The following is a 22,489-nucleotide window of genomic DNA, read 5'->3' as shown; positions in this document are numbered from 1 at the left end:
GGCGCTCGCGTCAGCCCGTGAAGGTGCGGAGGATGTCGCCGCCGAACAGCGAGAACGCCGTCACTCCCGCCGAGAGCAGCAGTACGCCCACCGTGGCCGCGACCGCCATCACCGACACACCGCTCCCGCCGAGGCGCTGACCGCGCAGACCCACGGCGACCCCCGCCCGTGCAGCCAGCTCGCCGGCCTGATCGTCGCGGTACGACTCGGTGCGCGCCGCGAAACGGCGGTGGAACTCCTCGGCGAGCGTGACCGCCGTGGCCATCGTCTCAGCGCGATCGAAGCGCGTGTTCGCCGGCAGGTAGACGTAGAGGCGATCGGAGACCAGCTCGATCTCCGCGCCGGAGCCGAGATCGATCACCCGGGCCATGAGGTCGGGCGTGAAGATGTAGAGCGCATCGCGCTGGTACCCCTCCGGCACGATGAGCTGGAACACCGACGCGAAGTCGCCCTCCAGGTCCATCCGCGCAGCGCCTCGTCCCAGGCCCAGTGTGGGAATGATGCTGCGTCGACGATTCGCCAGCACGATGTGCGGCACCGGTGCCGGTAGCGGCACCTCGATGAAGCCGAATGGGCGCTGGATCGTGGCGGCTCCCTGGCCGCGCGCCACGGAGTGGTGGATGCCGAGCTCGAACGGCAGGCGCGGATCTGCGCAGGCCACGACCGCGCGTTCCTGACTGTGGGCCACGCGGGCGAACGCGGCCCCGGGCCGGCGGTTGTCCTCCAGTGCGTCGGCGTAGGCCCAGCCATTGGCCCACGCGAAGGCGGCGATCTTCACGCGCCGTGCGAGCAGCACGGTGTGCCAGACGAAGGACAGTGCGGCCAGCACCGTGTAGCCGATGACGAAGAGCCCGAGGATGGGCGCCACCATCAGGAACTCGGAGCGCACCAGCCACCACAAGGCCACGAGCATCGCCGCGGCGAACAGCAGCACTGTGACGAGCAGCACGAGGAACCGGCGATACAGCGGGGTGCGGCAGATCCTCTCGTAGGTGAGGATGTCCCGCAGCCCCGCGCCGTGCCGCAGTGGCTCGAGGTCGACGCTTACAGGCGCCACGGCAGCGTGGCCCACGGCCCGTTGCGCTTCGCGGTGGCCGCAGCCTGGAAGTCGTTGCATCCCTCGAACTTCTCGAAGGCCTTCTCGTCGACGTTTCCGTCGCTCCAGTGCATGACACGGCCCACGTTGTAGCTCAGGCCGAAGTCCGCCCAGGACGAGAACGCAGGACGCGCCTCTTCGTTGATCCGGTGGATGATCTGGCGGGCCTCGGGGATGTCGCCGTGTCCGAGCGCCACTCCCCACGTGGTCATGCCGACCGCCTGACCGATCGCGTAGCCGTCGAGGGTCTTCACGTACAGATCGGGGGTGACGATGTCCTTGCCGACGCGCTTGCGGACCTGAGCCTCGGTGTACTCGATCGCCGTGACGAAGGCGCGTGCATCACGCTTGTCGCCGCCCTCCGCGACGATCGCGTTCAGCCATTCCTTCGCCTTGGGTGCCCGGCCGAGCCGCTCACCCAGCTGTGCGCGCACGGCCAGGTAGAGCACCCACATCTCCCGGCGGCGGCGGACGGTGACCAGGCGCTCGATGTTGTCGAGCCAGTCCTGGCGGCTGTAGACGCCCCACTGCTCGACGAGGACCTTCTTCTCGCGGTCGCCCAGGGCCGAAGCCGTGGGGTCGTTCCAGTGGCCGGACGGCAGGTTCACGATCTGCAGGAAGCCGAGTGCCAGCTCGTTCGCTTCGCGGTCGGTGGTCGAGAAACGCTCGTCCGCCTTGACCTTCGAGGCCGGCAGGATCCAGATCACGATGAAGAACAGCACCACGGCACCGACGATCGCCCACACCCACCACTGGGCGACGAGCCATTCCAGGAGCGAACCGAGATCGTTGAGGTCGAGGCGGGCGGCAGGGCGCATGAATGTCTCCGGAAAGTTTTAGCTTGAACGACTGTTCAGTGATTAATGTATACGGCAGACGTCCGACTGGGAAGTTCGACGCTCGCGTGCAGAGGAGGAGGCCCCATGGCGCGCTCCGAAGAGCACAACCGGCAGGCGCGTGAGCGTGCGCGGGAGGCGCTTCTCGATGCCGCCATCACCCTGTTCGCCGAACGCGGTGTCGCGGGGGCGAGCATCGCCGAGATCACCCGTCTCGCGGGGGTCGCGCAGGGCCTGGTGAGCTATCACTTCGGTGGCAAGGACCAGCTGATCTCCGCCGTGATCGACCGCTGGTTCGAGACGGTGATCGGCATCTCGCGGGTCGAGGGCACCCCCGACGACGCACTCGCCGCCATCATCGACGGCGCCCTGCTCGCCACCGCGTTCGCCGTGCCGCTGCAGCGGGCGGTGCTGGCGATGCAGCTGCAGCCGGCCACGCATCGCCTGTTCGCGGAGTCGGAGCAGCGCCATGCGGCCGGCGTCACCGCGGCTGAGGACGCCGTCCGCGCGCTGTTTCGCGCCCGCGGCGCTGCCGATCCAGGGCTGGAGGAGGTGATGCTGCGCAGCACCCTCGAGGGCGTGTTCGTGAAGTCCGCGGTCTTCGGCGACACGTACCCGCTGGAGGACGCGCGGCGCTGGGTGCGCCGCCTCTACGGCCTTCCGGAACCTCGGGAACCGCTCCCGCTCAGCGGTTCACCGAGCGGCATGGAGCCGAGACCCCGCGCATCGGCTGGCGGCTGATCGAGGCCTCGTGTTTCGGCGGGTGTGACGTGCCGTGACGCCGTGTTGCGCCTCGGCAGACAGGGGTGGCTCGACACTCCTACCGTGGCTGATGCCGCACTTTTCTGCGGCCAGCTCCAGCCGAGAAGGACCCCCATGAGCCAGACCACAGCTCGAACGAAGGCGCCCGATACCCGCGGGCCGGTACGCAAGCTCCTCACGTCGTTCGGATTCCAGATCCTCGTCGCCCTGATCCTCGGCGTCGTCGCCGGACTCATCGGCAAGCAGCTGGGGCCGGATGAGGCGGGCGGCGCGAACGGGCTGGCGGCGACGCTGGCCACGATCGGCTCCTCCTACGTCACCCTCCTGAAAGCAGCGGTCATCCCGCTGGTGTTCACGGCGATCGTGGCGAGCATCTCCAACCTGCGCCGTGTGCAGAACGCCGCACGCCTGGCGGGCCAGACGCTGCTGTGGTTCGCGATCACCGCGTTCATCGCCGTGATCATCGGCATCGTGCTCGGCGTCACCGTGCAGCCGGGAGCTCGGGCCGGCGACGGACTCACCCCGTCCGATCCTTACGCCGTTGGCACCTGGTGGAACTTCCTCACGGGCCTCATCCCGCAGAACTTCCTCGGCCTCACCGCCTCGACGGCGGTGGACTTCGAAGCGCAGAAGGCGACCACCAGCATCGGCTTCAACGTACTGCAGATCATCGTGGTGGCCGTGGCCGTCGGAATCGCGGCGATCAAGGTGGGCCGACGTGCCGAGCCGTTCCTGGCGTTCACCGAGTCGCTGCTGAAGGTGATCCAGCGCGTGCTGTGGTGGATCATCCGCATCGCGCCGATCGGAACCTTCGGCCTCATCGGAAACGCGGTCATCCAGTACGGCTGGGACAAGCTCACCTCCCTCGCCTGGTTCGCCGGTGCCATCTACATCGGCCTCGCCATCGTGCTGTTCGTGGTCTACCCGGTGCTGATCAAGACGCACGGGCTTTCCATCAAGCAGTACTTCACGGGCGTGTGGCCCGCGGTCACGGTCGCGTTCTTCTCCCGCTCGTCCATCGGTACCCTGCCCGTCACCGAGCGTGTGACGGAGCGAAACCTGGGCGTGCCGAGCTCCTACGCCTCCTTCGCCGTGCCCCTCGGCGCGACCACGAAGATGGACGGCTGCGCGGCGATCTATCCGGCCATCGCAGCGATCTTCGTGGCGCAGTTCTACGGCATCGAGCTGTCGTTCGTGCAGTACCTGCTGATCGTGCTGGTGTCGGTGGTCGGCTCCGCAGCGACTGCCGGCACCACCGGCGCCGTCGTCATGCTGACGCTGACCCTGTCGACCCTCGGACTGCCGCTGGACGGCGTGGGCCTGCTGCTGGCGATCGATCCGATCCTCGACATGGGTCGTACCGCGGTGAACGTCGCCGGCCAGGCGCTCGTTCCCACGATCGTCGCGAAGCGGGAGGGCATCCTCGACGTCGACCTGTACAACGCCCAGCGGGAGGGGCTGCCGTTCGCAGACGACAGCGCCGACGAGGAGCCCGAGGCGACGGCGGATGCCGCAGAGGGAGAAGCGGCCCGCGTCTGACGCGGAGGGATATGACGAAGGCCGGGGCAGTGACGCCCCGGCCTTCGTCATGCGGCGCTGCTCACAGCGCGCCGGGCGCAGCCGGTGGCTGGAGCGGGACACGGGTGTGAGTCGCGTTGGCGGTTCCGGTGGCTCCGCTTCCGGTTCCGCTGGCTCCGGTTCCGGTTCCGGCTCCGGTGGTTCCGGTTCCGCTCGTTCCCGCCGCGTCCGGGCCGCTCGTGATCTCCTTGCCCACCCGCGTCTCCAGGATGCTGACCGCGTCGTCCGAGAGCACCAGGAGCCCGTCGAGTTCCTCGCGCACGCGGCGGTACGCCACCTGTCGCTCGGCGGCGGTGGCCGACTTGTCCACCGCGGTTTTTAGCAGCTGCTGAGCGCGCTCCAGACGACGGCGCTCCTCCTCGGTGAAGCCGGTGTCCCGCACACGCCGGGCGTTCTGCTCGGCGACGTCGAACTTCACCGCGAAGTCGGTGACGGCCTCGCGATACTCGGCGAACTGCTCCGGTGTGAGGCGAACATCCGCGGTCACCGGGCGGAGGCGGTCCGCCACCCGCTTGGCTCGCAGGAAGGCCGCCGTCAGGGGCTCTCGACCGTCGCTCATCGCGGGGAAGGCGATGGTCTTCGCCACATCGAGCTCGTAGTCCAGCCACCGGCCGGTGACCTCGTCGTGCTCGTCGATCAGTCGCTGCACGTTCTCACGAGTGGCGTCTTCCGCCGGGCGTGGGGCCGTGGTGCGTGACTCCAGGAACCCGGGCGGGAACTCACCCCGCTTCGCCGCCATGAGCTCGAGTTTGCGCTGATGACGCTCCCGCTCCACCTTCTTGCCTCCGCCGAACGTGTAGTAGACCGCGGTGGCCAGTCCGAACGCCGGGAACGCCATCCACCAGTATTCGGAGATGAAGTCGAACACGTTCATGTGGTCAGCCTAGGTCTCTCTGCTCGGCGGACAAGGGGCAGTGCGATCTCAGGCGATCGAGCGCCGCAGCGGAAGGTAGGACAGCAGGGCCAGCACGGCGGTGACGCCGATGCCGATGAGGGTCCATCCCCAGAGGCCGATCCCCGCGATGGCCTCGAACATCGGTACCCAGAAGCCGAGCTTGATGGCGGCGAATCCGAGCAGGAGAAGTGCGGCGACAATGGCGAAGATCACGATGAGCATCACTGTCCGTCCCCACCGGCGGTAGATGACGGCGAACACGAATCCCAGCGTGAACAACAGCATCATGGCGGTGAAGTAGGTGAGCGTCTGCAGCCAGGGGCTCTCGTCCCAGAGGCCGGGGATGCGGAAGAACCGTCCGTTCAGCCCCCAGCCGTCGAAGGCCTGCTCGAGGTATCCGCCCACCGTGAAGATCAGGGCCATGCCGATGCTGGCGAGCGCGGCGGTGGCCATCGTCCCCAGGTAGAACTCCCGGCGCGTGACGCTCATCGCCTGCGAGAACGGGAACGTCAGCGTGAGGGCGTAGATGCCTGCGCCCATGAAGTACCACATCGGCGCCACGGGCGCGCCGCCGGCGAACTTGTAGCCGAGCGAGGGCGTCACCGGGACCAGCGCGAAGATCAGCAGCGACAGCACGAATGCGCCGCCCAGGATGATCAGCGGGATGCCGATGAAGGTCATCTTGTTGAGGTTCTGCAGGCGCACGACCTTGAGGATGCGATCCATCAGCGCACCTCCTCCTTCTGCGTGAGGCGGACCACGAGCTGCTGCAGCGACACCGGAGCGATGTCGAGCCCTGCAGCGGTGAGGCGATCGCGTTCGGCGGCATCGATCGTGCCGAGTACGGTCGCGGAGGTGACACGTCCGAGGCTCTCGGTGTGCAGCACCTCCCGTCCGCTGGTGAAGCCGGATACGGCGGAGGCGTCGCCCACGACCGTGACGGCGCGGCCGCGAAGATCGTCGGCGGAGGCGTCGATCAGCACGCGACCCTGATCCAGCACGATCACATGTTCGAGGAGGTTCGCGACCTCGTCGATCAGGTGGCTGGACAGCACGATCGTTCGCGGGTGTTCGGCGTAGTCCTCCAGCAGCCGGTCATAGAAGATCTGACGGGCGACGGCGTCCAGGCCGAGGTACGGCTCGTCGAAGAAGGTGATCTCCGCGCGAGCGGCCAGGCCGATGATGACGCCGACCGCGGACAGCTGGCCGCGCGAGAGCTTCTTGATGCGGCGGTTCATGGGAAGCAGGAACGCCTTCACCAGGTCGTCCGCGAGGTCCTGATCCCAGTTCGGGAAGAACATCCGGGCGGCGGCGAAAGCCTGCCCGGGCTTGAAATCGTCGGGGTACTTCTGGCTCTCGCGGACGAAGCACATCCGGCCGAGCACCGCGGCATTCTCGTACGGATCCTCACCGAAGACCCGGACCTCGCCGGTACTGGCGAAGTTCTGAGCGGTGATGATCGACATGAGGGTGGACTTGCCGGCGCCGTTGCGGCCGAGCAGTCCGTAGATCGTGTCCTTCTCGAGGGAGAGGGTGACGTCGGCCAGCGCGACGGTCTCGCGGTAGGTCTTGCCGAGGCCCCGGGTCTCGATGACGACGGTCATCGGGCGGTCCTTTCGTCTGTGCCGGAGGTGTGCTCTCCGGCGCGGGAACGGATGAGTGCGGCCACGTCTGCCGCCGTGAGGCCGAGCTTGTCGGCCTCGGCCAGCAGCGGGCCGATGAATCGGTCGGCGAACGCCGTGCGGCGCTCGGTGAGGAGGGCGTCGCGAGCGCCCTCTGCCACGAACATCCCGACACCGCGGCGCTTGAGGAGCACACCCTTGTCGACGAGCATGTTCACTCCTTTTGCGGCCGTGGCCGGGTTGATCCGGTGGAAGGCGGCGAGTTCGTTCGTCGACGGAGCCTGACTGCCTTCGGGCAGGCTGCCGTCGACGATCGAGTCCTCGACCATCTCGGCGATCTGCACGAAGATCGGCTTCCCGTCGTCGATCACGTCCACCTCCGGTGTGTTGGTTAGTTACTCGACTAATGAACCATGGAAGCCGGGCAATGTCAACACCGGCGTGGGGTGCTCACGAATCACCGGCCTGGTGGAGGAAGTTCAGCGCCCAGCGGCAGAGGAGGAGCGTGATGCGTGAGCGCGACGTCGCGCCCCTCCGGCTCCCAGCAAGCGCAGCGGGACGAGAAGGGTCCCCAGCGAGGCGCGCGTCAGCTGCGCACGATGCCGAGGCGCTCGCGCACCGCATGCTGTGCGGCACCGCGGAAGCGGTCCTCGGGGCTGATCCGCGCGTAGTCCAGCGCGATCGTCGTGGCGCCCACGGGGCTCAGCGACTCGGCGGCGCGACGGACCTTCTCCAGCACCTCGTCACCGAGGCGCGGCAGGGCGCCGCCGAGGACCACCGTCTCGATGTCGAGCACCGCGGAGAGCAGCCGCACATTGTTGGCCAGGCGCAGCGCCATGCGCTCCACGGACCGGGCGTGTGCCGGCTCCTTCGCCAGATCCTCCAGATCGACGGCGTCGAGGTCTTCCTCCAGGGGCAGATCGAACACGAATCTCAGTCCGACGTATCGTTCCAGGCATCCGACCTGACCGCACGGGCACGGCAGGGCGTCGTCGCCGAAGTCCACGCGCACGTGACCGAGCTCGCCGGCGCGGGCGTGTTCGCCGCGGTACAGCGCGCCATCGATCACCATGCCTGCGCCCACGCCATCGCCCACGTTCAGGCACAGCACGTTCGGGGCGTCGATGCTGCGGAACGCGTACTCGCGCAGAGCGTCGGCGTCTGCGTCGTTGATGAGGTACGTCGGCGCGGAGGTGACCCCCGCCGCGATCGCACGCACATCCACGTCCTCCAGTCCCAGCTGGACGCACTGCAGGATGTGGTCGTTGTCCACCGCGCCGGGGACCTCGATGCCGATCGCGAGGAGGTCGGCACCGCCGTCGGCGGCGACCTCCGCGAGCACGGCCCGGAGATCATCGGGAGATCCGACAGCCGGCAGGGACACCGGTTCCGTGAGCGTCTCGCCGATGAGGTTGCTGAACACGAACCTCGACGCGTGACGGGTCAGCACGACGGCGGCGACACGGTGCTGTGCACCGTCCAGCGCCAGGCGCATCGCGGGCTTGCCGCCGGTGCTCTCGGCGAGCCCCGCCTCACGCACGTAGCCCGTCTCGATCAGATCGGCGACGATCGAGGAGACGGTGGCTGCGGTGAGCCCGCTGCGGCGGGACAGGCCCGCGCGGGTCTGCTGTCCGGCGCCGTCGGCGATGAGCTGGAACAGGCGCCGCGTGTTGGCGCGGCGCATCTCCTCGTGGTTGGAGTGCCCGATGATCGCTTCACCTCCGTGACGGCTTGCGTTGATCGGTCGACCTGTCTATCGTAGGGCGCAGACTTTCGTTGTTTAACAAAGAAAGCCGCTGAGCAATCAGCAACGGACGGCCGCGCAGCCGTCCGTCCGAAGGGGAGCGAGCATCACACCCGGTGGGGGTGTGATGCGAGAGCCCCGGGGGAATGATGCGGGGCCGGGGATGAACTCCCGGCCCCGCATTTCTGCTCTTCCCCGTGTGGTCGCCCGGTTGCCCGGCGGACTCGCAGCGGTGTGGTCTCACTTGCTGCTGTGTCGGTCGCCGCCCACCGCACCCTCTGAGACCGCCGAATGGGGGCCGGGGTGCTGAGCACGGGGGCGGGGTCCTCAGGAGGGCCGGAGTGCGCAGGAGCGGGCGGGCCGGCGACGGATGGAGGTGCGCTCAGAGGCCGGAGCGCGCGGCGAGGAACGCCGAACCCTCGGTGCGGAACACCCGCGCACCCGGAGCATGGACATGATCCCGGTCGGGAATCTCCAGGAACGACCCCCGCGGCAGCACGCCGGCGAGGGTGCGCGAGTCGGCCAGGATCGGGTCATCCGTGCCGGTGGCGATGAGCGTGGGCTGCTGGGGCGGACGATCCATCGGCGGCACGTCCTCGTGCAGGCGCAGTCCTTCGGCGAGCGCCAGCAGGGCACGGATGTCGTTGCTCGGCAGACGCTGCGCGAGCGTGACGTAGCGGCGGGTGATGTCGTCGGGAATCGGCGACCCGCTTTCCACGTGAGCGCGGGCCTCATCCAGCTGCAGTCTGCCCAGCGGCCGGCCATCGGGGATGCCGCCGAGCACGCCGTGGGTGATCATCTCAGCGTGGGCGGTCATGAACTGCCAGCCCACGCGCCCTCCGAGGGAGTAGCCGAGGTACGCGGCCTCATCCACCAGGTAGGTGTCGAGGGCGATGAACAGGTCCGCCACCATCGCCGCCATGCTGTACTGATCCGCGTCATGCGGCTTGTCGCTGGCGCCGTGGCCGCGCAGATCCACCCCGATCACGCGGAAGCCGCGGCGCAGGAGCTCTCGGACCCACCCGGTGTCCACCCACGTGTCCCGCATCGACGACGCGAATCCGTGCACGGCGAGCACGGTGGGGCTGGTGTCCTCGCCCCACGAGTAGGTCGCGATGCGATGGCCCTCCCCGCTCATCACGTACTGGGGTGCGGGCATGGGGGTCAGCGGTGCGGGAGTTGTCACCCCTCCATCCTCCACCCGCGCGCACCGGGTACAGCGAAACGGTGGGCCGGGACGAATCCCGACCCACCGTTCTCGGCGTGTCAGCCGAAGATGAGTGCCAGCACCGTGGCGCCGCCACCCGTGAGGATCAGTGCGCCGATGACGATCCACGCCACCAGCCGCGTGCGGTTGAGGCGGCGGTCGCGCTGTCGCATGTCGTCGTCCTCGGCGAACTCCAGCTCCGGTGGGATGGTGTTGTCCGTCATCAGACGCCCTGCGGGATGACCGCGCCGAACGCGTTCGGCAGTGTGGCGCCGTTGGCGGAGCGCAGCTCGTCGACGGAGAAGGTGGCGATGTCCTGGATCTCCAGCGTGGCCTCGGTGTCGGTCACGCCGATGCGCAGCACCGGGTAGCCGCGACCCTCGCAGAGGCCGCGGAACTTCACGTCCTCCTCACGGGGGACGGAGACGATCACGCGGCCGGTGGACTCGGAGAACAGGGCGGTGACGGCATCGACGCCATCGCGCTCCATGATCTCGCTCAGCCAGACCCGCGCTCCCACACCGAAGCGGGTGACCGCGTCGATGAGGGCCTGCGCGAGGCCGCCCTCGGAGAGGTCGTGAGCGGAGGAGACCAGCCCCTGCTCGGCTCCGGCGCGCAGCGTCTCGGCCAGGCGCTTCTCGCCCGCGAGGTCCACCGCCGGCGGGCGTCCGCCGAGGTGCTGGTGGATGGTGGCCGCCCACTCGGAGCCGGACAGCTCATCGCTGGTCACGCCCAGCAGGTACAGGTTCTCGCCCGCATCCTGCCAGCCCGACGGAATGCGGCGGGCGACGTCGTCGATGATGCCCATCACGCCGACCACGGGGGTCGGGAAGATCGGGGTGTCGCCGGTCTGGTTGTAGAAGGACACGTTGCCGCCGGTGACCGGGATGCCCAGCTCCACGCAGCCGTCGGCGAGGCCGTCGGTGGCCTGGCCGAACTGCCACATGACCTCCGGGTTCTCCGGGGACCCGAAGTTGAGGCAGTCGGTGACGGCGGCGGGGACCGCGCCGGTCACGGCCACGTTGCGGAAGGCCTCGGCGAGGGCGAGCTTCGCGCCCTGGTACGGGTCCAGCTGGCAGTAGCGGCCGTTGGCGTCGGTGGCGATGGCGAAGCCCAGGCCCGACTCCTCGTCCACACGGATCATGCCGGCGTCGTCGGGGAAGCTGAGCGCGGTGTTTCCCAGCACGTAATAGTCGTACTGATTGGTGATCCAGCTGGGGTCGGCGAGGTTCGGGGCCGAGGTGACCCGGAGGATCTGCTCGCGGATGGCCTCGGGGGCGTTGTCGCGCGGGAGTGCCGAGGCCGAATCGGCCTGCAGCGCGTCGATCCAGGTGGGGTATGCCACCGGACGCTCGTAGACCGGACCGTCGACGGCCACCGTGGACGGGTCGACGTTGACGATCTCCTCGCCATGCCAGAAGATCTGCAGGCGCCCGTCTCCGGTCACCTCGCCGAGCACCGAGTACTCCACGTTCCACTTGTCGAGCACCGCGACGAACGCGTCGAGCTTGGCCGGGTCGACGATCGCCATCATGCGCTCCTGCGACTCCGACATCAGGATCTCCTCCGGGGTGAGGGAGGAGTCGCGAAGCAGCACGTCGTCGAGGTCCACGCGCATGCCGGATCCGCCGTTGGCGGCCAGCTCGCTGGTGGCGCAGGAGATGCCCGCGGCGCCGAGGTCCTGGATGGCCTCGACCAGCTCGCCCTTGTAGAGCTCGAGGCACGCCTCGATGAGCACCTTCTCGGCGAACGGGTCGCCGACCTGGACGGCGGGGCGCTTGGTGGGCCCGCCATCGGCGAAGGTGTCGGAGGCGAGGATCGACGCGCCACCGATGCCGTCACCACCGGTGCGTGCGCCGAACAGCACCACCTTGTTGCCGGCGCCCGTGGCGTTGGCGAGCTTCAGGTCCTCGTGGCGGAGCACGCCCACGGCCAGGGCGTTCACCAGCGGGTTGCCCTGGTAGACGGCGTCGAAGACGGTCTCGCCGCCGATGTTCGGCAGGCCGAGGCAGTTGCCGTAGAAGGAGATGCCCGACACCACGCCGTGCACGACGCGCGCCGTATCGGGGTTGTCGATGGCGCCGAAGCGGAGCTGATCCATCACCGCGACCGGGCGCGCGCCCATGGAGATGATGTCGCGGACGATGCCGCCGACGCCGGTGGCCGCGCCCTGGAACGGCTCGATGTAGGAGGGGTGGTTGTGCGATTCCACCTTGAAGGTGACCGCCCAGCCCTCGCCGATGTCCACCACGCCGGCGTTCTGTCCCATGCCCACCATGAGACGTTCCTTCATCTCGGGCGTGACCTTCTGACCGAACTTCTTCAGGTAGATCTTCGAGCTCTTGTAGGAGCAGTGCTCCGACCACATCACCGAGTACATGGCCAGCTCACCCGAGGTGGGGCGGCGGCCGAGGATCTCGCGGATCTGGGCGTACTCATCGGGCTTCAGCCCGAGCGCCGCGTACGGCTGTTCCTTCTCCGGCGTCGCGATGGCGTTCTCGACGGTGTCGGCGACGGGGCGGGCGGTGGATTCTGCGGCGGAAGTCACGCGGCTGCACTCCAGATTTCGAGGGTGGGCGAGCAGGTTCAGTCTATCTGGCGTGTCCCGCCTCGTCGGACGGCCCTCGTGCGTCGCTGCGGGCGCGGCTGATAGCCTGATCGGCTCGGCGTGCGCCGGGCGGAAGGACGCACATGAACGAGCTTTTCGACGCGAATCGCGCCAACTGGGACGACCGTGCCGTGCTGCACGCCGCACGCGACGGCAGCGGCTACGGGGTGGGCCGCTTCATCGAGGATCGCGCGCTGCTGAGCGACGTCGTCCGGTTCGACATCCCCCTGCTCCCCGATGTCGACGGACGTCGCGGTGTACATCTGCAGTGCCACATCGGCACCGACACCCTCTCGCTCGCCCGTCGCGGCGCGCGCATGACCGGGCTCGACTTTTCCGGAGAGGCCGTGGACGCGGCCCGCCGCCTGGTGGCGGAGACCGGAGATGACGTCCGCTACGTCGAGGGCAACGTCTACGACGCCGCCACGATCCTCAACGGCGAGAAGTTCGACTTCGTGTTCACCGGTATCGGCGCGCTGGGGTGGCTGCCCGATGTCCGTGGATGGGCTCGTGTCGTGGCGTCGGTGCTCGAACCGGGGGGATTCCTGTTCATCCGCGAAGGGCACCCGGTGCTGTTCGCCGCCGACGAGACCCGCGACGACGACGTGCACTTGCACTATCCGTACTGGGAGCATGACGAGCCGCTGGTGTGGGACGACGCGACCACCTACGTGGACGTCACCGCGCCGATTGCACACACCCGCACCTACGAGTGGAATCACTCGATGGGAGAGATCGTGACTGCTCTCATCGAGGCGGGCATGCGCATCGACCTCCTCGTGGAGCATGACAGCGTGCCGTGGGAGGCGCTCCCCGGACAGATGATCGAGCGCGACAACGGTGAGTTCGCGCTCGCGGACCGGCCGGAGCGGATGCCGCTCAGCTACACCCTCCGGGCCACGCGGACGTGATCACGACGCTCACGCCGCGGTGATCGCGAGCGCGTAGACGATGCTCATCGCGGCACCGAGCGCGGCGCCGGCGGCCAGCTCGCCGAGCGTGTGGGCGCGCAGATGAAAGCGTGCCCACACCACGGCCGCGGGGATCACGAGCGAGACCAGGCCGATCGCGCCGTACAGGCAGACCTGCAGCCCGGCGAAGAACACCGCGAGCGTCGCATGGATGGAGAGCTTCCAGCGCAGGGTCACGATCGAGACGACCGCGAGGGTCACCACCGCCAGGACGGCCAGCGCAAGCAACGGCCGCGGTGCGCCGATGAGTGCCGTGACGACGGCACCCACGACCACGACCACCAGAGTGCCGAGAAGGATCGGGATGCGCTGACGGCGGTTGGATACGAACCTGCCGCTCAGCCTGCCCGCCCGTGCCAGCCAGATGGTCGACGCGTACGGCAGGATCGCCATCGTCACGACCGACACGATGGTCGCGGCGACCGCTCCGCTGGGAAGTCCCACCTGCAGCAGCCCGATCAGCAGCAGCGGGGCGGGACCTGCGATCTCGGAGATGACCTCGGCAAGGCGCGTGAAGCGGGGCCGCGCCGGCTCATCCGCGGTCTGTCCAGGCGAGGAGATCTCCACGCACCCAGTCTGCCGCGGGAGGGCGGACGACGTCAGACCTCCCGCCCGGCGATGTGCACCGATACCGCCCGGATGCGGTCGTCGCCGGGCTTCCACGTGAATCGCAGGACGTCCGCGCGCGCCCCGACACGCCAGGGCGCGGCGCCGTCGAGCACCCGTGCGGGCGCGTCCGCCGCGAGGTCCATCGCCTGCGCGAGGGATGCGGTCAGGCGTGCGATGGTGCCGACTCCCACGTCGAGCGTCTGGATCGAGCCGGCGAGGAACCCGGTGGCGCGATGGCGCAGCGCGCCGTCCGCCGCGATCTCCACGCCGCCGCCGACCGTGGAGACGCCGCCGTCGCGAAGAGCTGCGGGGGTGGCGACCGCATCGCTCACCAGGAACGCGCCGTGTTCGCCGTCGGGACCCGGACGCTTCGCCGCGATCATCGTGCGCAGCGTCGCATCGGGAAGGTGGTGCCCGTCGGCGATGAGTCCCGCTGTCAGACGAGGCTCCGCCAGCTGGCTCCAGAGGTAGTTGGGGTGACGGGGCAGCACCCCGTGCGCTCCGTTTCCGAGGTGGGTGGACAGTGACGCGCCCGCGTCCACCACGGCGCGGATCTGGTCGTCGTCGGCGTGCGTGTGGCCGATGGAGACGCGGACACCGTGCGACACCAGGAAGCGTGTCGCCCCCACGGCGCCCGCGTGGTGGGGTGACAGCGTCACGATGCGGAGGAGGCCGGGTGCCGCATCCAGCCACGACTGCAGTTCATCGATCGTCGGCGGGCGGATGTGCTCGATCGGATGGACGCCCCGGGGGCCGTCCTCGGGTGAGAGGCTGGGGCCCTCCACGTGGATGCCCGCCACCATGTCGGCGGCGAGCGGATCGTCGGTTGCCGCGACCACCGCGTTGATGCGCGCCAGCATGTCCGACGCTGATGCGGTGATGATCGTCGGCAAGAACCGCGTCACACCCACGGCGGCGAGGCTGCGCGCCATCGCTATGATCTGCTCCGGGTCCGGGACGGAGGCGTTGGCGTCCCCCTCGCCGTGTCCGTTCACTTGCAGGTCCACCAGGCCTGGCGCGATCCACGGGCTGTCCGCATCCACGTCACATGCGGTGAGCGCGGCGATGCGATCGCCGACCACCGTCACTGCGACTCCGGCGCCGTCTCGCGGGTCGCGGCCGCGCAGGATCAGCGAGGTCATCCCGCCACCGGGAGGAGAGCCGCGGCGTCCGCATCGACGTGAACCTCGCAGCGGGAATGACGCCGCAGCACGGTGCAGGGCCACGCCGGGTCCACCGGCTCCTCCATCAGCGCACGAACAGCGTCCGCCTTCCGTCGATCCGGCACCGCGCACACGAGGTGGGCACCCGCGAGGAGCGCCGGGATCGTGAGGGTGAGTGCGTGGGTGGGCACATCGCTCAGGGTATCGAAGCACTCGTCGTCGACCTGCTGGATGCGGCTGGCCTCGTCGAGACGGACGGAGCGCACCGCGGCAGGGTCATCGAAGCGCGCCTCCGGCGGGTCGTTGAAGGCGATGTGGCCGTTGACGCCGATGCCGAGGCAGACCAGGTCGATGGGTCCGTCCGCGAGAAGGGCGCTGTAGCTGTCGATGGCCTCGGCCACACCCAGCTCGGGGCGCAGCGGCAGGAAACGGGCATCGCCCACCGCGTCGACGAGATGGGTCCGCAGCCACACGCTGAAGCGCTGCGGCGCCTCCGGGTCCAGCGCCACGTACTCGTCCATGTGCAGGATCGTCACCGCACTCCAGTCGATCCCCGGCTCCGCGGCGAGCGCGCGATAGACGTCCAGCTGGCTGGGCGCGGCGGCGGCGATCATGCGGGCAGACCCGCGTTCGGCGATGGCGGCGCGGAGGGTCGCGGCGGCGGCGGAGGCGGCGGCGGCACCCATGGCGATGCGATCGGGATGGGTGTGCAGGGCGAACGAGGGCGTGCTCATGTCGAGCAAGATTAATGCAACCGCTTGCAAAGTCAAGCCGGGTTTCGTGGGGTCGCCGGTATCGTTGAGCCATGACCTCGAAGCGAAAGGGCCGCGTGACGCTTGCCGACGTCGCGCACGCCGCGGGCGTGTCAGAGTCGACCGCCTCGCGCGCGTTCACCCGACCCGAACTGATCAAGGCCGACAACGTCGATCGCATCCGGCGGATCGCGGCCGAACTCGGCTACTCGGCGGATCCTCGCGCGCGGGCCCTCTCCACGGGGCGCACCTCGAACATCGCCCTGATCGTGCCGGACATCGCGAATCCGTTCTTCCCCCCGCTCGTGCGCGCCGTGGAGAACGGTGCCGAACAGGCCGAGTTCGCGGTCTTCCTCGGCGACTCCGACGAGCGGGCCGAGCGCGAGGGCGTGCTCATCGATCGGTTGGAGCCGCAAGTCGACGGATTTATCCTCGCCTCGTCGCGGCTCGCCGATGAGCGGATCCTCGAACTCTCCGAGCACACGCCCACCGTGCTGATCAATCGCGACGTCCCCGGCGTCCGCCGCGTGCTGGTCGATGCGGCCACCGGCGCGAGGGAGGCGGTGGAACTGCTTGCCGCGATGGGGCACTCCGACATCGCGTACCTCGCGGGCCCACCCGCCACCTGGGCGGATGCGCAGCGCCGCGGCGCGGTGCTGGCGGCGGCCGAGGCCGCGGGATTGAGCGTCTCCGTTCTGGAGCTCGGGCGGCCGAGCTACGAGGCGGGACGCGAGTGCGTGGGATCGCTGATCGCCACGGGCGCCACGGCCGCGGTGGCCTTCGACGACGTGGTGGCGCACGGGGTGCTCGCGGGCTTCACGCTCGTCGGCCTCGAGGTTCCGGCCGACTTCAGCGTCATCGGCTGCGATGACGTGCTGGCTGCCACCACGCTGCCCGCCCTCACCACCATCGCCGGCGGGAGCGCGGCGAGCGGGGCGGTCGCCCTCGAGGCACTGCTCGCGCTGATCCGCGGCGATGCGGACGACGTGGACGAGCGGACCGCGATCGCCGGTCACCTGGTCCACCGTGCCAGCGTCGCACCTGTTCGCTCACGTCATCGTTGACACTGCAAGCGGTTGCATGATTCAATGCCCACATGACAGGCATTGTGATCGCCGGCGTGGCGCACTCCCATGTCGACTACGTGACCGCGGAGATCCGCGAACGGGCCGACATCGAGCTGCGGGGTGTCTTCGACCCCGACGCTGAGGCCGCGCGGCGCATCGCCGCGGAGTTCGGCGCCCCGGTGGCCGAATCACTGGACGAGCTCCCCGGCCTCGGCGCCGACATCGTCGCCTGCGCCGGGGTGTACGCCCAGCGCGCCGACATCGTCCTGGCCGCACTGCACAGCGGCGCGGACGTGCTGTGCGACAAGCCGCTCTGCATCACCCTCGACCAGCTCGAGCGCATCGCGGCGGCTCAGGCCGAGAGCGGTCGGAACATCTCCCTGATGCTGGAGAAGCGCACCTACCCCGAGACGCTGGCCACCGTCGCCGCGGCAGAGGAGCTCGGTCGCCCGGTGGCACTGGCCTCCTGGGCGCCGCACAAGCTGTTGCGGGGCATCCGCGCACCCTGGTTCCTCGACCCCGCCACCTACGGCGGCATCCTCGCCGACCTGCTCGTGCACGACGTGGACATCGCCCTCACCCTCACCGGGGCCACGAGCGGTTCGGTACGGGGATGGACCGGTGCCGAGCTGGAGAGCGGTTTCGCTCTGAACGGCGGAGCCGTCGTCACCCTCGACACCCCGGGCGCATCGTCCGCCGTCCTCACCGCGGAGGTCGATTGGCTGACGCCGAGCGGTTCCGAGATCCACGGCGACTACCGGATGCGCGTCGTCGGCACGCAAGGCACGGCGGAACTGTACTGGGGTCGCGGCGTGCTCGAGCTCACCGCCGTGGACGCGCCGCGCCGCACGGTCGAGCTGGCCCCCGGACGACGACCCGCCGAAGACGCCCTGAACGCGCTGCTGGCGGGCGGATCCGATGCGGCGGGGGCGACCGCCGACGCACTCCTGGTCACTCGCATCGCCCTCCTCGCCGAGGAGAGCGCACGCCGGGGTGGCATCGAGCTCTCCTGGAAGGCATCCGCATGACAGACATCGCCATCGTCGGGGCCGGATTCATCGGCGGCGTGCACGCGCGGCTCATCGATTCGCTCGACGGCGCTCGCGTGAGCGCCGTGGTCGACACGGACGTCGAGAAGGCCGCCCTGCTGGCCGGGCCTCGCGGAGCACGGGTCGCCGGCTCCCTCGACGAGCTCGCCGCCGCCGGGGCTCTTCCCGCCGTCGTCAGCGTCTGCACCGTGAGCGCCGGACATGCCGACCTGGCCGTGCGCGCCCTCGAACTCGGGTGCGACGTGCTGGTGGAGAAGCCGATCGACATCACGCTCGACGCGGCCGCACGGGTGGCCGAGGCCGCGGAACGCACCGGACGGACGGTGGGCGTGGTGAGCCAGCGTCGATTCCTCGACAGTTCCGCCGCGCTCCGGCAGGCCATCGACGCGGGTCGTCTGGGCCACCTCACCGGCGGCACCGTGGAATCCCCCTTCTTCCGTCCGCAGTCCTACTACGACTCCGGCGACTGGCGCGGGACGCGGGACCGCGACGGCGGCGGCGCGCTGATGAACCAGGGCATTCACGCCCTCGATCTGCTCCTCTGGTTCCTGGGCGAGGCGGCTACGGTCACGGCGGCGGCATCCTGCGTCGCGCACGAGCGAATCGAGGTGGAGGACGTCGTCGGCGCCGCCATCGGCTTCGCCTCGGGTGCCGTCGGCACGGTGTTCGCCTCGACCGCGGCGTTCCCCGAGAGCGGCGTTCGCCTGTCGGTCTTCGGAACGGAAGGCTCGGCCACCGTCGCCGACGGCCGCCTCACCCTGCGATTCGCGGATGGTGAGGAGATCGTCGATGACAGCGCACCGGAGGGATGGACCAGCATCGACTGGGCCCATCGCGCCCAGTACGCCGACCTGCTCGATGCCCGCGCCGCCGGTCGCGCCCCCGCGATCGGCCTGCCCGACGGCCGGCGCGCCCTGGCTGCCGTGCTCGGCATCTACGAATCCGCGCGCACCGCTCGGACCGTATCGCTCACCTGATCCACCCCATCGCACACCCGATCCGCGCAACCGACCCCCTCGGGAGCGCGGCTACCAACGGAGGTAGTCCATGAATCGCACCACTCGACTCGCTGCGGCCCTCGCCGCGGCGACCGTCAGCGCCCTCGCGCTCTCGGCCTGCGCGCCCGCCGGTGCTCCCACCGGTGACGGCTCGGCGGCCGCGGGAGATGTCACCATCCGGTTCGCCTGGTGGGGCTCCGATGCTCGGCAGAAGAACACCCAGGCGGCCATCGACGCCTTCGAAGCCGCCAACCCCGGCATCACCGTCGAAGCGGAGTTCGGGGACTGGGCGGGATACTGGGACCGCCTGGCGACGCAGACGGCCGGCGGGAACACGCCCGACGTCATGCAGATGAGCGACGCCTACCTCGCCGAGTACGCGGGGCGAGGAGTCCTCCTGCCGCTCGACGACCAGTCGGGGATCGACCAGTCGCACCTCGACGCGGGTGGCGTGGCGGCCGGAGAGGTCGACGGCACGCTGTACGCGTTGCAGGCGGGCGCGAACTATCCCGCCGTGCTCGCGAACCCCGCGCTGTTCGAGGCGGCGGGCGTCGAGATGCCCGACGACAAGACCTGGACCTGGGACGACTACCTGGCCACGGCGGAGAAGCTCAGCAAGGCCGGCGTGGGCGCGGTGGGAACCGATTCGATCATCGGCGACCCGGTGACCAACGCGTGGCTGGCACAGCACGGCAAGTCGCTCTTCACCGCCGACGGCAAGGTCGGCTTCGGCGAGGGAGATCTGACCGGCTACTTCCAGCTGGTCTCCGACCTCAGCACCTCCGGCGCCGCGCCGGCTGCATCGGTGATCACCGAGCAGATGGTGCTCTCGCCCGACCAGTGGGGAATCGCGACAGGCAAGAGCGCCATGGGCTTCGCCTGGTCGAACCTGCTCACCACGATCGAGGGCACGCTCGGCTCTCCGCTGACCCTGTTGCGCCTGCCCGCCGACAAGGACGCGAAGGCCACGGGTGAGTACCTGCGCGGCGCGATGTACTACTCGGTCGCGAGCACCTCGAAGCATCCGGCCGAAGCCGCCAAGCTGGTGGACTTCCTGCTCAACGACCCGGCCGCGGGGGATGCTCTGCTGGCCGAGCGCGGACTCCCGCTGAACACGGAGATCCGCGAGGGAATCGCTTCGAAGGTGAGTGAGCCCGAACAGCGCCTCATCGCGTTCACCACCGACAACGCCGACGCGTTCGGTGCGGCACCGCCGGTGCCGGCCGTCGGCGGAGGAACCTACGACCAGGTCATCCAGCGCGGGATCTCCGACGTGCTCTTCGGCAAGGCCGACCCGGCGACGGCATCGGCGAACGTGCACCAGGAACTCACCGATCTGCTGGCCGCAGCCGGCTGAGAGACGCACCGTGACCGCTCCGACCCTCACCCGGATCCCCAGCCGCCCGCGCGGGCGGAAGGGGATCCGGGAATCCCTCGCCGCCTACGGCTTCCTCGCGCCCTGGATGATCGGCATGCTCGCCTTCACCCTCGGCCCGGTCGTCGCGTCGTTCTTCCTGTCCTTCACGAAGTACAACCTGCTCCAGCCGCCGACCTGGATCGGCACTCAGAACTACGAGAAGATGCTCACCGACGAGCGGCTGCAGCACGCGCTCGGTGTCACCGTCACCTACGTGGTGGTGGCCGTGCCGTTCCAGCTGGTGGTGGCGCTGGGCCTGGCGATGCTGCTGGATCGCGGCATGCGGGGGATGTCCTTCTACCGCTCCGCCTTCTACCTGCCGTCGATGCTCGGCTCGTCGGTGGCCATCGCCGTGCTGTGGCGCCAGATGTTCGGCGCCGACGGACTCGTCAACCAGGTGCTGGCGATGTTCGGGGTCGAGGGAGCGAGCTGGATCGCGGATCCGGACACGGCGCTCGGCACGCTGATCCTGCTGCACGTGTGGACTTTCGGGTCGCCGCTGGTGATCTTCCTCGCAGGCCTGCGAAACATCCCGCGGATGTACTACGAGGCGGCGCAGGTGGACGGCGCGGGTCCCGTGCGCCGATTCCTCTCGATCACCCTCCCGCTGCTGTCACCGATCATCTTCTTCAACCTCGTGCTCCAGGTGATCGGTGCGTTCCAGACGTTCACCCAGGCGTTCGTCGTCTCCAACGGCACCGGAGGACCGTCCGACGCGACGCTCTTCTTCACCCTGTACCTGTACCAGAAGGCCTTCCCGGGCTTCCAGATGGGGTACGCCTCGGCAATGGCGTGGCTGCTGCTGATCATCATTGCGGCCGTGACCGCGCTCAACTTCTGGCTCTCGAAATGGTGGGTGTTCTATGAGGACTGATCTCGTCGACACGACCGCTGACTCCTCGGTCACCGAGGCGATCATCACCGGCCGCCCTGCGGCGCGGCGTCCTCGCGCAAGCGCATCCCCTGCCGGACGCGTGCGCTCCGTCCTCAAGCACGTGGGCCTGGCCCTGCTCGCCCTGCTCATGCTGTACCCGCTTGTGTGGATGCTCGTCGCCTCCTTCCGCCCGAGCGAGGACGTGTTCACTCCCGGGCTATCGCTGGAAGGCATGACCCTGGAGAACTACACCCTCGGGTGGGATGCGCTCTCGCAGCCGTTCGGGCGGTATTTGCTGAACTCCGCGCTGGTGGTGCTCGGCGCCATCGTCGGAAACCTGGTGTCGTGCTCGTTGGCCGCCTACGCCTTCGCGCGGCTCACCTTCCGCGGCAGCAAGTGGATGTTCGGCCTCATGCTGCTGACCATCATGCTGCCGTTGCAGGTGATCATCGTGCCGCAGTACATCATGTTCAACTCGGTCGGCTGGGTGAACACGGTGCTGCCGCTCATCGTGCCGAAGTTCTTCGCGACGGACGGCTTCTTCATCTTCCTGATGATCCAGTTCATCCGAAGCCTGCCCCGAGAGCTGGATGAGGCGGCGCGCATCGACGGCTGCGGACACTTCCGCACGTTCTCGCAGATCATCCTGCCGCTCATGACACCGGCGCTGGCGACCACGGCGATCTTCACGTTCATCTGGACGTGGAACGACTTCTTCAGCCAGGTCATCTACCTGACCTCGCCGGAGGCCTACACGGTGCAGCCCGCGCTGCGGGCCTTCATCGACTCACAGGGCCAGAGCTCGTGGGGGCCGCTGTTCGCGATGTCGATCATCTCGATCCTGCCGGTCTTCCTGGCATTCCTCTTTGGTCAGAAGTACCTGGTTCGCGGCGTCGCCACCACGGGCCTCAAGTGAGGCCCCGGCGGGCGGCGGCCTACTCGGCGTCGCCCGCCTCGACCTCCACCGTGTAGGCGGACAACTCGATGCCGATGGAGCTCGCGGTCCCGTCGAGCAGCAGCTCGGTGCCGACCGCGGGCTCCAGGTCGGTGTCGTCGCGGCGGACCGGCTCGGAGGGCAGCCCCGCCCACTCGGCGGGCTCCTCCGGCTTCTGCGTGAACATTCCCATGCACACAGTCTGCGCCCTGACGGTGCGGAGGAGGCTTGCGGTGGTCCTGACCCGTGTGGAGTTTTCCCACCTTAGATAACTTTATTGAAAGCTAATAAAGCTCTGATACTGTCA

The 22,489-nt window shown here is 69.0% G+C and carries 23 protein-coding genes; 9 read left to right on the top strand and 14 right to left on the bottom strand.

The window, feature by feature from the left end; genetic code table 11:
- Window positions 1-10: 10 nt before the first annotated feature.
- Window positions 11-1,057, bottom strand: coding sequence for a hypothetical protein (locus ACIQJ5_RS14495; RefSeq protein WP_402844951.1), 1,047 nt, complete (start codon window positions 1,055-1,057; stop codon window positions 11-13).
- Complete coding sequence (locus tag ACIQJ5_RS14490) at window positions 1,045-1,914, bottom strand: DUF1266 domain-containing protein (RefSeq protein ID WP_402844949.1); 870 nt, start codon at window positions 1,912-1,914, stop codon at window positions 1,045-1,047. The genes ACIQJ5_RS14495 and ACIQJ5_RS14490 overlap by 13 nt, the downstream gene beginning before the upstream one ends.
- 105 nt (window positions 1,915-2,019) lie before the next feature.
- On the opposite strand from ACIQJ5_RS14490, the gene ACIQJ5_RS14485 reads away from it, so the two are divergent.
- Both ACIQJ5_RS14485 and ACIQJ5_RS14480 read left to right on the top strand, forming a co-directional pair.
- A complete protein-coding gene (locus tag ACIQJ5_RS14485) occupies window positions 2,020-2,673 on the top strand; it encodes a TetR family transcriptional regulator (RefSeq protein WP_402844947.1) in 654 nt (217 codons plus the stop codon).
- A 135-nt stretch (window positions 2,674-2,808) separates the two neighbouring features.
- Window positions 2,809-4,233, top strand: coding sequence for a dicarboxylate/amino acid:cation symporter (locus ACIQJ5_RS14480; RefSeq protein WP_402844945.1), 1,425 nt, complete (start codon window positions 2,809-2,811; stop codon window positions 4,231-4,233).
- A 61-nt stretch (window positions 4,234-4,294) separates the two neighbouring features.
- On the opposite strand, the gene ACIQJ5_RS14475 is transcribed toward ACIQJ5_RS14480, so the two are convergent.
- The 8 genes from ACIQJ5_RS14475 to purL form a co-directional block, all read right to left on the bottom strand.
- On the bottom strand, window positions 4,295-5,146 hold the full coding sequence (locus ACIQJ5_RS14475) for a hypothetical protein (RefSeq protein WP_402844943.1): 852 nt from the start codon (window positions 5,144-5,146) through the stop codon (window positions 4,295-4,297).
- Between the two features lie 48 nt (window positions 5,147-5,194).
- Window positions 5,195-5,893 (bottom strand): hypothetical protein, encoded by a 699-nt coding sequence (locus tag ACIQJ5_RS14470; protein WP_402844941.1) that lies wholly within the window; start codon window positions 5,891-5,893, stop codon window positions 5,195-5,197.
- On the bottom strand, window positions 5,893-6,771 hold the full coding sequence (locus ACIQJ5_RS14465; protein WP_402844939.1) for an ABC transporter ATP-binding protein: 879 nt from the start codon (window positions 6,769-6,771) through the stop codon (window positions 5,893-5,895). Before ACIQJ5_RS14465 ends, ACIQJ5_RS14470 begins: the two co-directional genes overlap by 1 nt.
- Window positions 6,768-7,160 carry a GntR family transcriptional regulator gene (locus ACIQJ5_RS14460; protein WP_231092878.1) on the bottom strand — a complete coding sequence of 131 codons (393 nt, stop codon included), beginning with the start codon at window positions 7,158-7,160 and terminating at the stop codon, window positions 6,768-6,770. Before ACIQJ5_RS14460 ends, ACIQJ5_RS14465 begins: the two co-directional genes overlap by 4 nt.
- Before the next feature lie 215 nt (window positions 7,161-7,375).
- Entirely contained in the window at window positions 7,376-8,473 is a 1,098-nt protein-coding gene (locus ACIQJ5_RS14455) for an ROK family protein (protein WP_402844937.1), read from the bottom strand.
- Window positions 8,474-8,915: 442 nt separating this feature from the next.
- Window positions 8,916-9,719, bottom strand: a complete 804-nt coding sequence (locus ACIQJ5_RS14450) for an alpha/beta fold hydrolase (RefSeq protein WP_402844935.1) — start codon at window positions 9,717-9,719, stop codon at window positions 8,916-8,918.
- A gap of 80 nt (window positions 9,720-9,799) precedes the next feature.
- A complete protein-coding gene (locus ACIQJ5_RS14445) occupies window positions 9,800-9,964 on the bottom strand; it encodes a hypothetical protein (RefSeq protein WP_231092883.1) in 165 nt (54 codons plus the stop codon).
- Entirely contained in the window at window positions 9,964-12,288 is a 2,325-nt protein-coding gene (purL, locus tag ACIQJ5_RS14440) for a phosphoribosylformylglycinamidine synthase subunit PurL (protein WP_402844933.1), read from the bottom strand. Before purL ends, ACIQJ5_RS14445 begins: the two co-directional genes overlap by 1 nt.
- A gap of 143 nt (window positions 12,289-12,431) precedes the next feature.
- On the opposite strand from purL, the gene ACIQJ5_RS14435 reads away from it, so the two are divergent.
- Window positions 12,432-13,259, top strand: coding sequence for a class I SAM-dependent methyltransferase (locus ACIQJ5_RS14435; protein WP_402844931.1), 828 nt, complete (start codon window positions 12,432-12,434; stop codon window positions 13,257-13,259).
- A 9-nt stretch (window positions 13,260-13,268) separates the two neighbouring features.
- Here the strand turns inward: ACIQJ5_RS14435 and ACIQJ5_RS14430 are convergent, their stop codons facing one another.
- The 3 genes from ACIQJ5_RS14430 to ACIQJ5_RS14420 are packed head-to-tail and all read right to left on the bottom strand — an operon-like array spanning window position 13,269 to window position 15,825.
- A complete protein-coding gene (locus ACIQJ5_RS14430) occupies window positions 13,269-13,886 on the bottom strand; it encodes a hypothetical protein (RefSeq protein WP_402844929.1) in 618 nt (205 codons plus the stop codon).
- 32 nt (window positions 13,887-13,918) lie between these two features.
- Complete coding sequence (locus ACIQJ5_RS14425; protein ID WP_402844927.1) at window positions 13,919-15,070, bottom strand: N-acetylglucosamine-6-phosphate deacetylase; 1,152 nt, start codon at window positions 15,068-15,070, stop codon at window positions 13,919-13,921.
- On the bottom strand, window positions 15,067-15,825 hold the full coding sequence (locus ACIQJ5_RS14420) for a 6-phosphogluconolactonase (RefSeq protein WP_402844925.1): 759 nt from the start codon (window positions 15,823-15,825) through the stop codon (window positions 15,067-15,069). Before ACIQJ5_RS14420 ends, ACIQJ5_RS14425 begins: the two co-directional genes overlap by 4 nt.
- A 71-nt stretch (window positions 15,826-15,896) precedes the next feature.
- On the opposite strand from ACIQJ5_RS14420, the gene ACIQJ5_RS14415 reads away from it, so the two are divergent.
- The 6 genes from ACIQJ5_RS14415 to ACIQJ5_RS14390 all read left to right on the top strand — a co-directional run bounded on the left by ACIQJ5_RS14415 (window position 15,897) and on the right by ACIQJ5_RS14390 (window position 22,164).
- Window positions 15,897-16,907 (top strand): LacI family DNA-binding transcriptional regulator, encoded by a 1,011-nt coding sequence (locus ACIQJ5_RS14415; RefSeq protein WP_231092854.1) that lies wholly within the window; start codon window positions 15,897-15,899, stop codon window positions 16,905-16,907.
- A gap of 32 nt (window positions 16,908-16,939) precedes the next feature.
- A complete protein-coding gene (locus ACIQJ5_RS14410; protein WP_402844923.1) occupies window positions 16,940-17,938 on the top strand; it encodes a Gfo/Idh/MocA family protein in 999 nt (332 codons plus the stop codon).
- Window positions 17,935-18,936, top strand: a complete 1,002-nt coding sequence (locus ACIQJ5_RS14405; protein ID WP_231092856.1) for a Gfo/Idh/MocA family protein — start codon at window positions 17,935-17,937, stop codon at window positions 18,934-18,936. Before ACIQJ5_RS14410 ends, ACIQJ5_RS14405 begins: the two co-directional genes overlap by 4 nt.
- A gap of 70 nt (window positions 18,937-19,006) precedes the next feature.
- On the top strand, window positions 19,007-20,314 hold the full coding sequence (locus tag ACIQJ5_RS14400) for an ABC transporter substrate-binding protein (RefSeq protein WP_231092857.1): 1,308 nt from the start codon (window positions 19,007-19,009) through the stop codon (window positions 20,312-20,314).
- 10 nt (window positions 20,315-20,324) lie between these two features.
- Entirely contained in the window at window positions 20,325-21,248 is a 924-nt protein-coding gene (locus ACIQJ5_RS14395) for a carbohydrate ABC transporter permease (RefSeq protein ID WP_231092858.1), read from the top strand.
- Window positions 21,238-22,164, top strand: coding sequence for a carbohydrate ABC transporter permease (locus ACIQJ5_RS14390; RefSeq protein ID WP_402844920.1), 927 nt, complete (start codon window positions 21,238-21,240; stop codon window positions 22,162-22,164). Before ACIQJ5_RS14395 ends, ACIQJ5_RS14390 begins: the two co-directional genes overlap by 11 nt.
- Before the next feature lie 19 nt (window positions 22,165-22,183).
- Here ACIQJ5_RS14390 and ACIQJ5_RS14385 read toward each other — a convergent pair whose 3' ends face one another.
- Window positions 22,184-22,375, bottom strand: coding sequence for a hypothetical protein (locus ACIQJ5_RS14385; protein WP_402844918.1), 192 nt, complete (start codon window positions 22,373-22,375; stop codon window positions 22,184-22,186).
- Window positions 22,376-22,489: the final 114 nt, after the last annotated feature.

It is taken from the genome of Microbacterium sp. GXS0129 (assembly GCF_044769785.1).
GTDB lineage: Bacteria > Actinomycetota > Actinomycetes > Actinomycetales > Microbacteriaceae > Microbacterium > Microbacterium nymphoidis.
Note: the sequence above shows the minus strand (reverse complement) of the source record. Positions and strands in the feature narration are given on the sequence as shown.

What these genes read in the sequence shown, in the direction of transcription:
- ACIQJ5_RS14385 (WP_402844918.1), bottom strand. Translation starts at nt 22,375, where the DNA reads ATGGGAATGTTCACGCAGAAGCCGGAGGAGCCCGCCGAGTGGGCGGGG.
- ACIQJ5_RS14435 (WP_402844931.1), top strand. Translation starts at nt 12,432, where the DNA reads ATGAACGAGCTTTTCGACGCGAATCGCGCCAACTGGGACGACCGTGCC.
- ACIQJ5_RS14480 (WP_402844945.1), top strand. Translation starts at nt 2,809, where the DNA reads ATGAGCCAGACCACAGCTCGAACGAAGGCGCCCGATACCCGCGGGCCG.
- ACIQJ5_RS14415 (WP_231092854.1), top strand. Translation starts at nt 15,897, where the DNA reads ATGACCTCGAAGCGAAAGGGCCGCGTGACGCTTGCCGACGTCGCGCAC.
- ACIQJ5_RS14445 (WP_231092883.1), bottom strand. Translation starts at nt 9,964, where the DNA reads ATGACGGACAACACCATCCCACCGGAGCTGGAGTTCGCCGAGGACGAC.
- ACIQJ5_RS14400 (WP_231092857.1), top strand. Translation starts at nt 19,007, where the DNA reads ATGAATCGCACCACTCGACTCGCTGCGGCCCTCGCCGCGGCGACCGTC.
- ACIQJ5_RS14390 (WP_402844920.1), top strand. Translation starts at nt 21,238, where the DNA reads ATGAGGACTGATCTCGTCGACACGACCGCTGACTCCTCGGTCACCGAG.
- ACIQJ5_RS14470 (WP_402844941.1), bottom strand. Translation starts at nt 5,893, where the DNA reads ATGGATCGCATCCTCAAGGTCGTGCGCCTGCAGAACCTCAACAAGATG.
- ACIQJ5_RS14475 (WP_402844943.1), bottom strand. Translation starts at nt 5,146, where the DNA reads ATGAACGTGTTCGACTTCATCTCCGAATACTGGTGGATGGCGTTCCCG.
- ACIQJ5_RS14455 (WP_402844937.1), bottom strand. Translation starts at nt 8,473, where the DNA reads ATGCGCCGCGCCAACACGCGGCGCCTGTTCCAGCTCATCGCCGACGGC.
- ACIQJ5_RS14425 (WP_402844927.1), bottom strand. Translation starts at nt 15,070, where the DNA reads ATGACCTCGCTGATCCTGCGCGGCCGCGACCCGCGAGACGGCGCCGGA.
- ACIQJ5_RS14490 (WP_402844949.1), bottom strand. Translation starts at nt 1,914, where the DNA reads ATGCGCCCTGCCGCCCGCCTCGACCTCAACGATCTCGGTTCGCTCCTG.
- ACIQJ5_RS14420 (WP_402844925.1), bottom strand. Translation starts at nt 15,825, where the DNA reads ATGAGCACGCCCTCGTTCGCCCTGCACACCCATCCCGATCGCATCGCC.
- ACIQJ5_RS14485 (WP_402844947.1), top strand. Translation starts at nt 2,020, where the DNA reads ATGGCGCGCTCCGAAGAGCACAACCGGCAGGCGCGTGAGCGTGCGCGG.
- ACIQJ5_RS14405 (WP_231092856.1), top strand. Translation starts at nt 17,935, where the DNA reads ATGACAGACATCGCCATCGTCGGGGCCGGATTCATCGGCGGCGTGCAC.
- ACIQJ5_RS14410 (WP_402844923.1), top strand. Translation starts at nt 16,940, where the DNA reads ATGACAGGCATTGTGATCGCCGGCGTGGCGCACTCCCATGTCGACTAC.
- ACIQJ5_RS14465 (WP_402844939.1), bottom strand. Translation starts at nt 6,771, where the DNA reads ATGACCGTCGTCATCGAGACCCGGGGCCTCGGCAAGACCTACCGCGAG.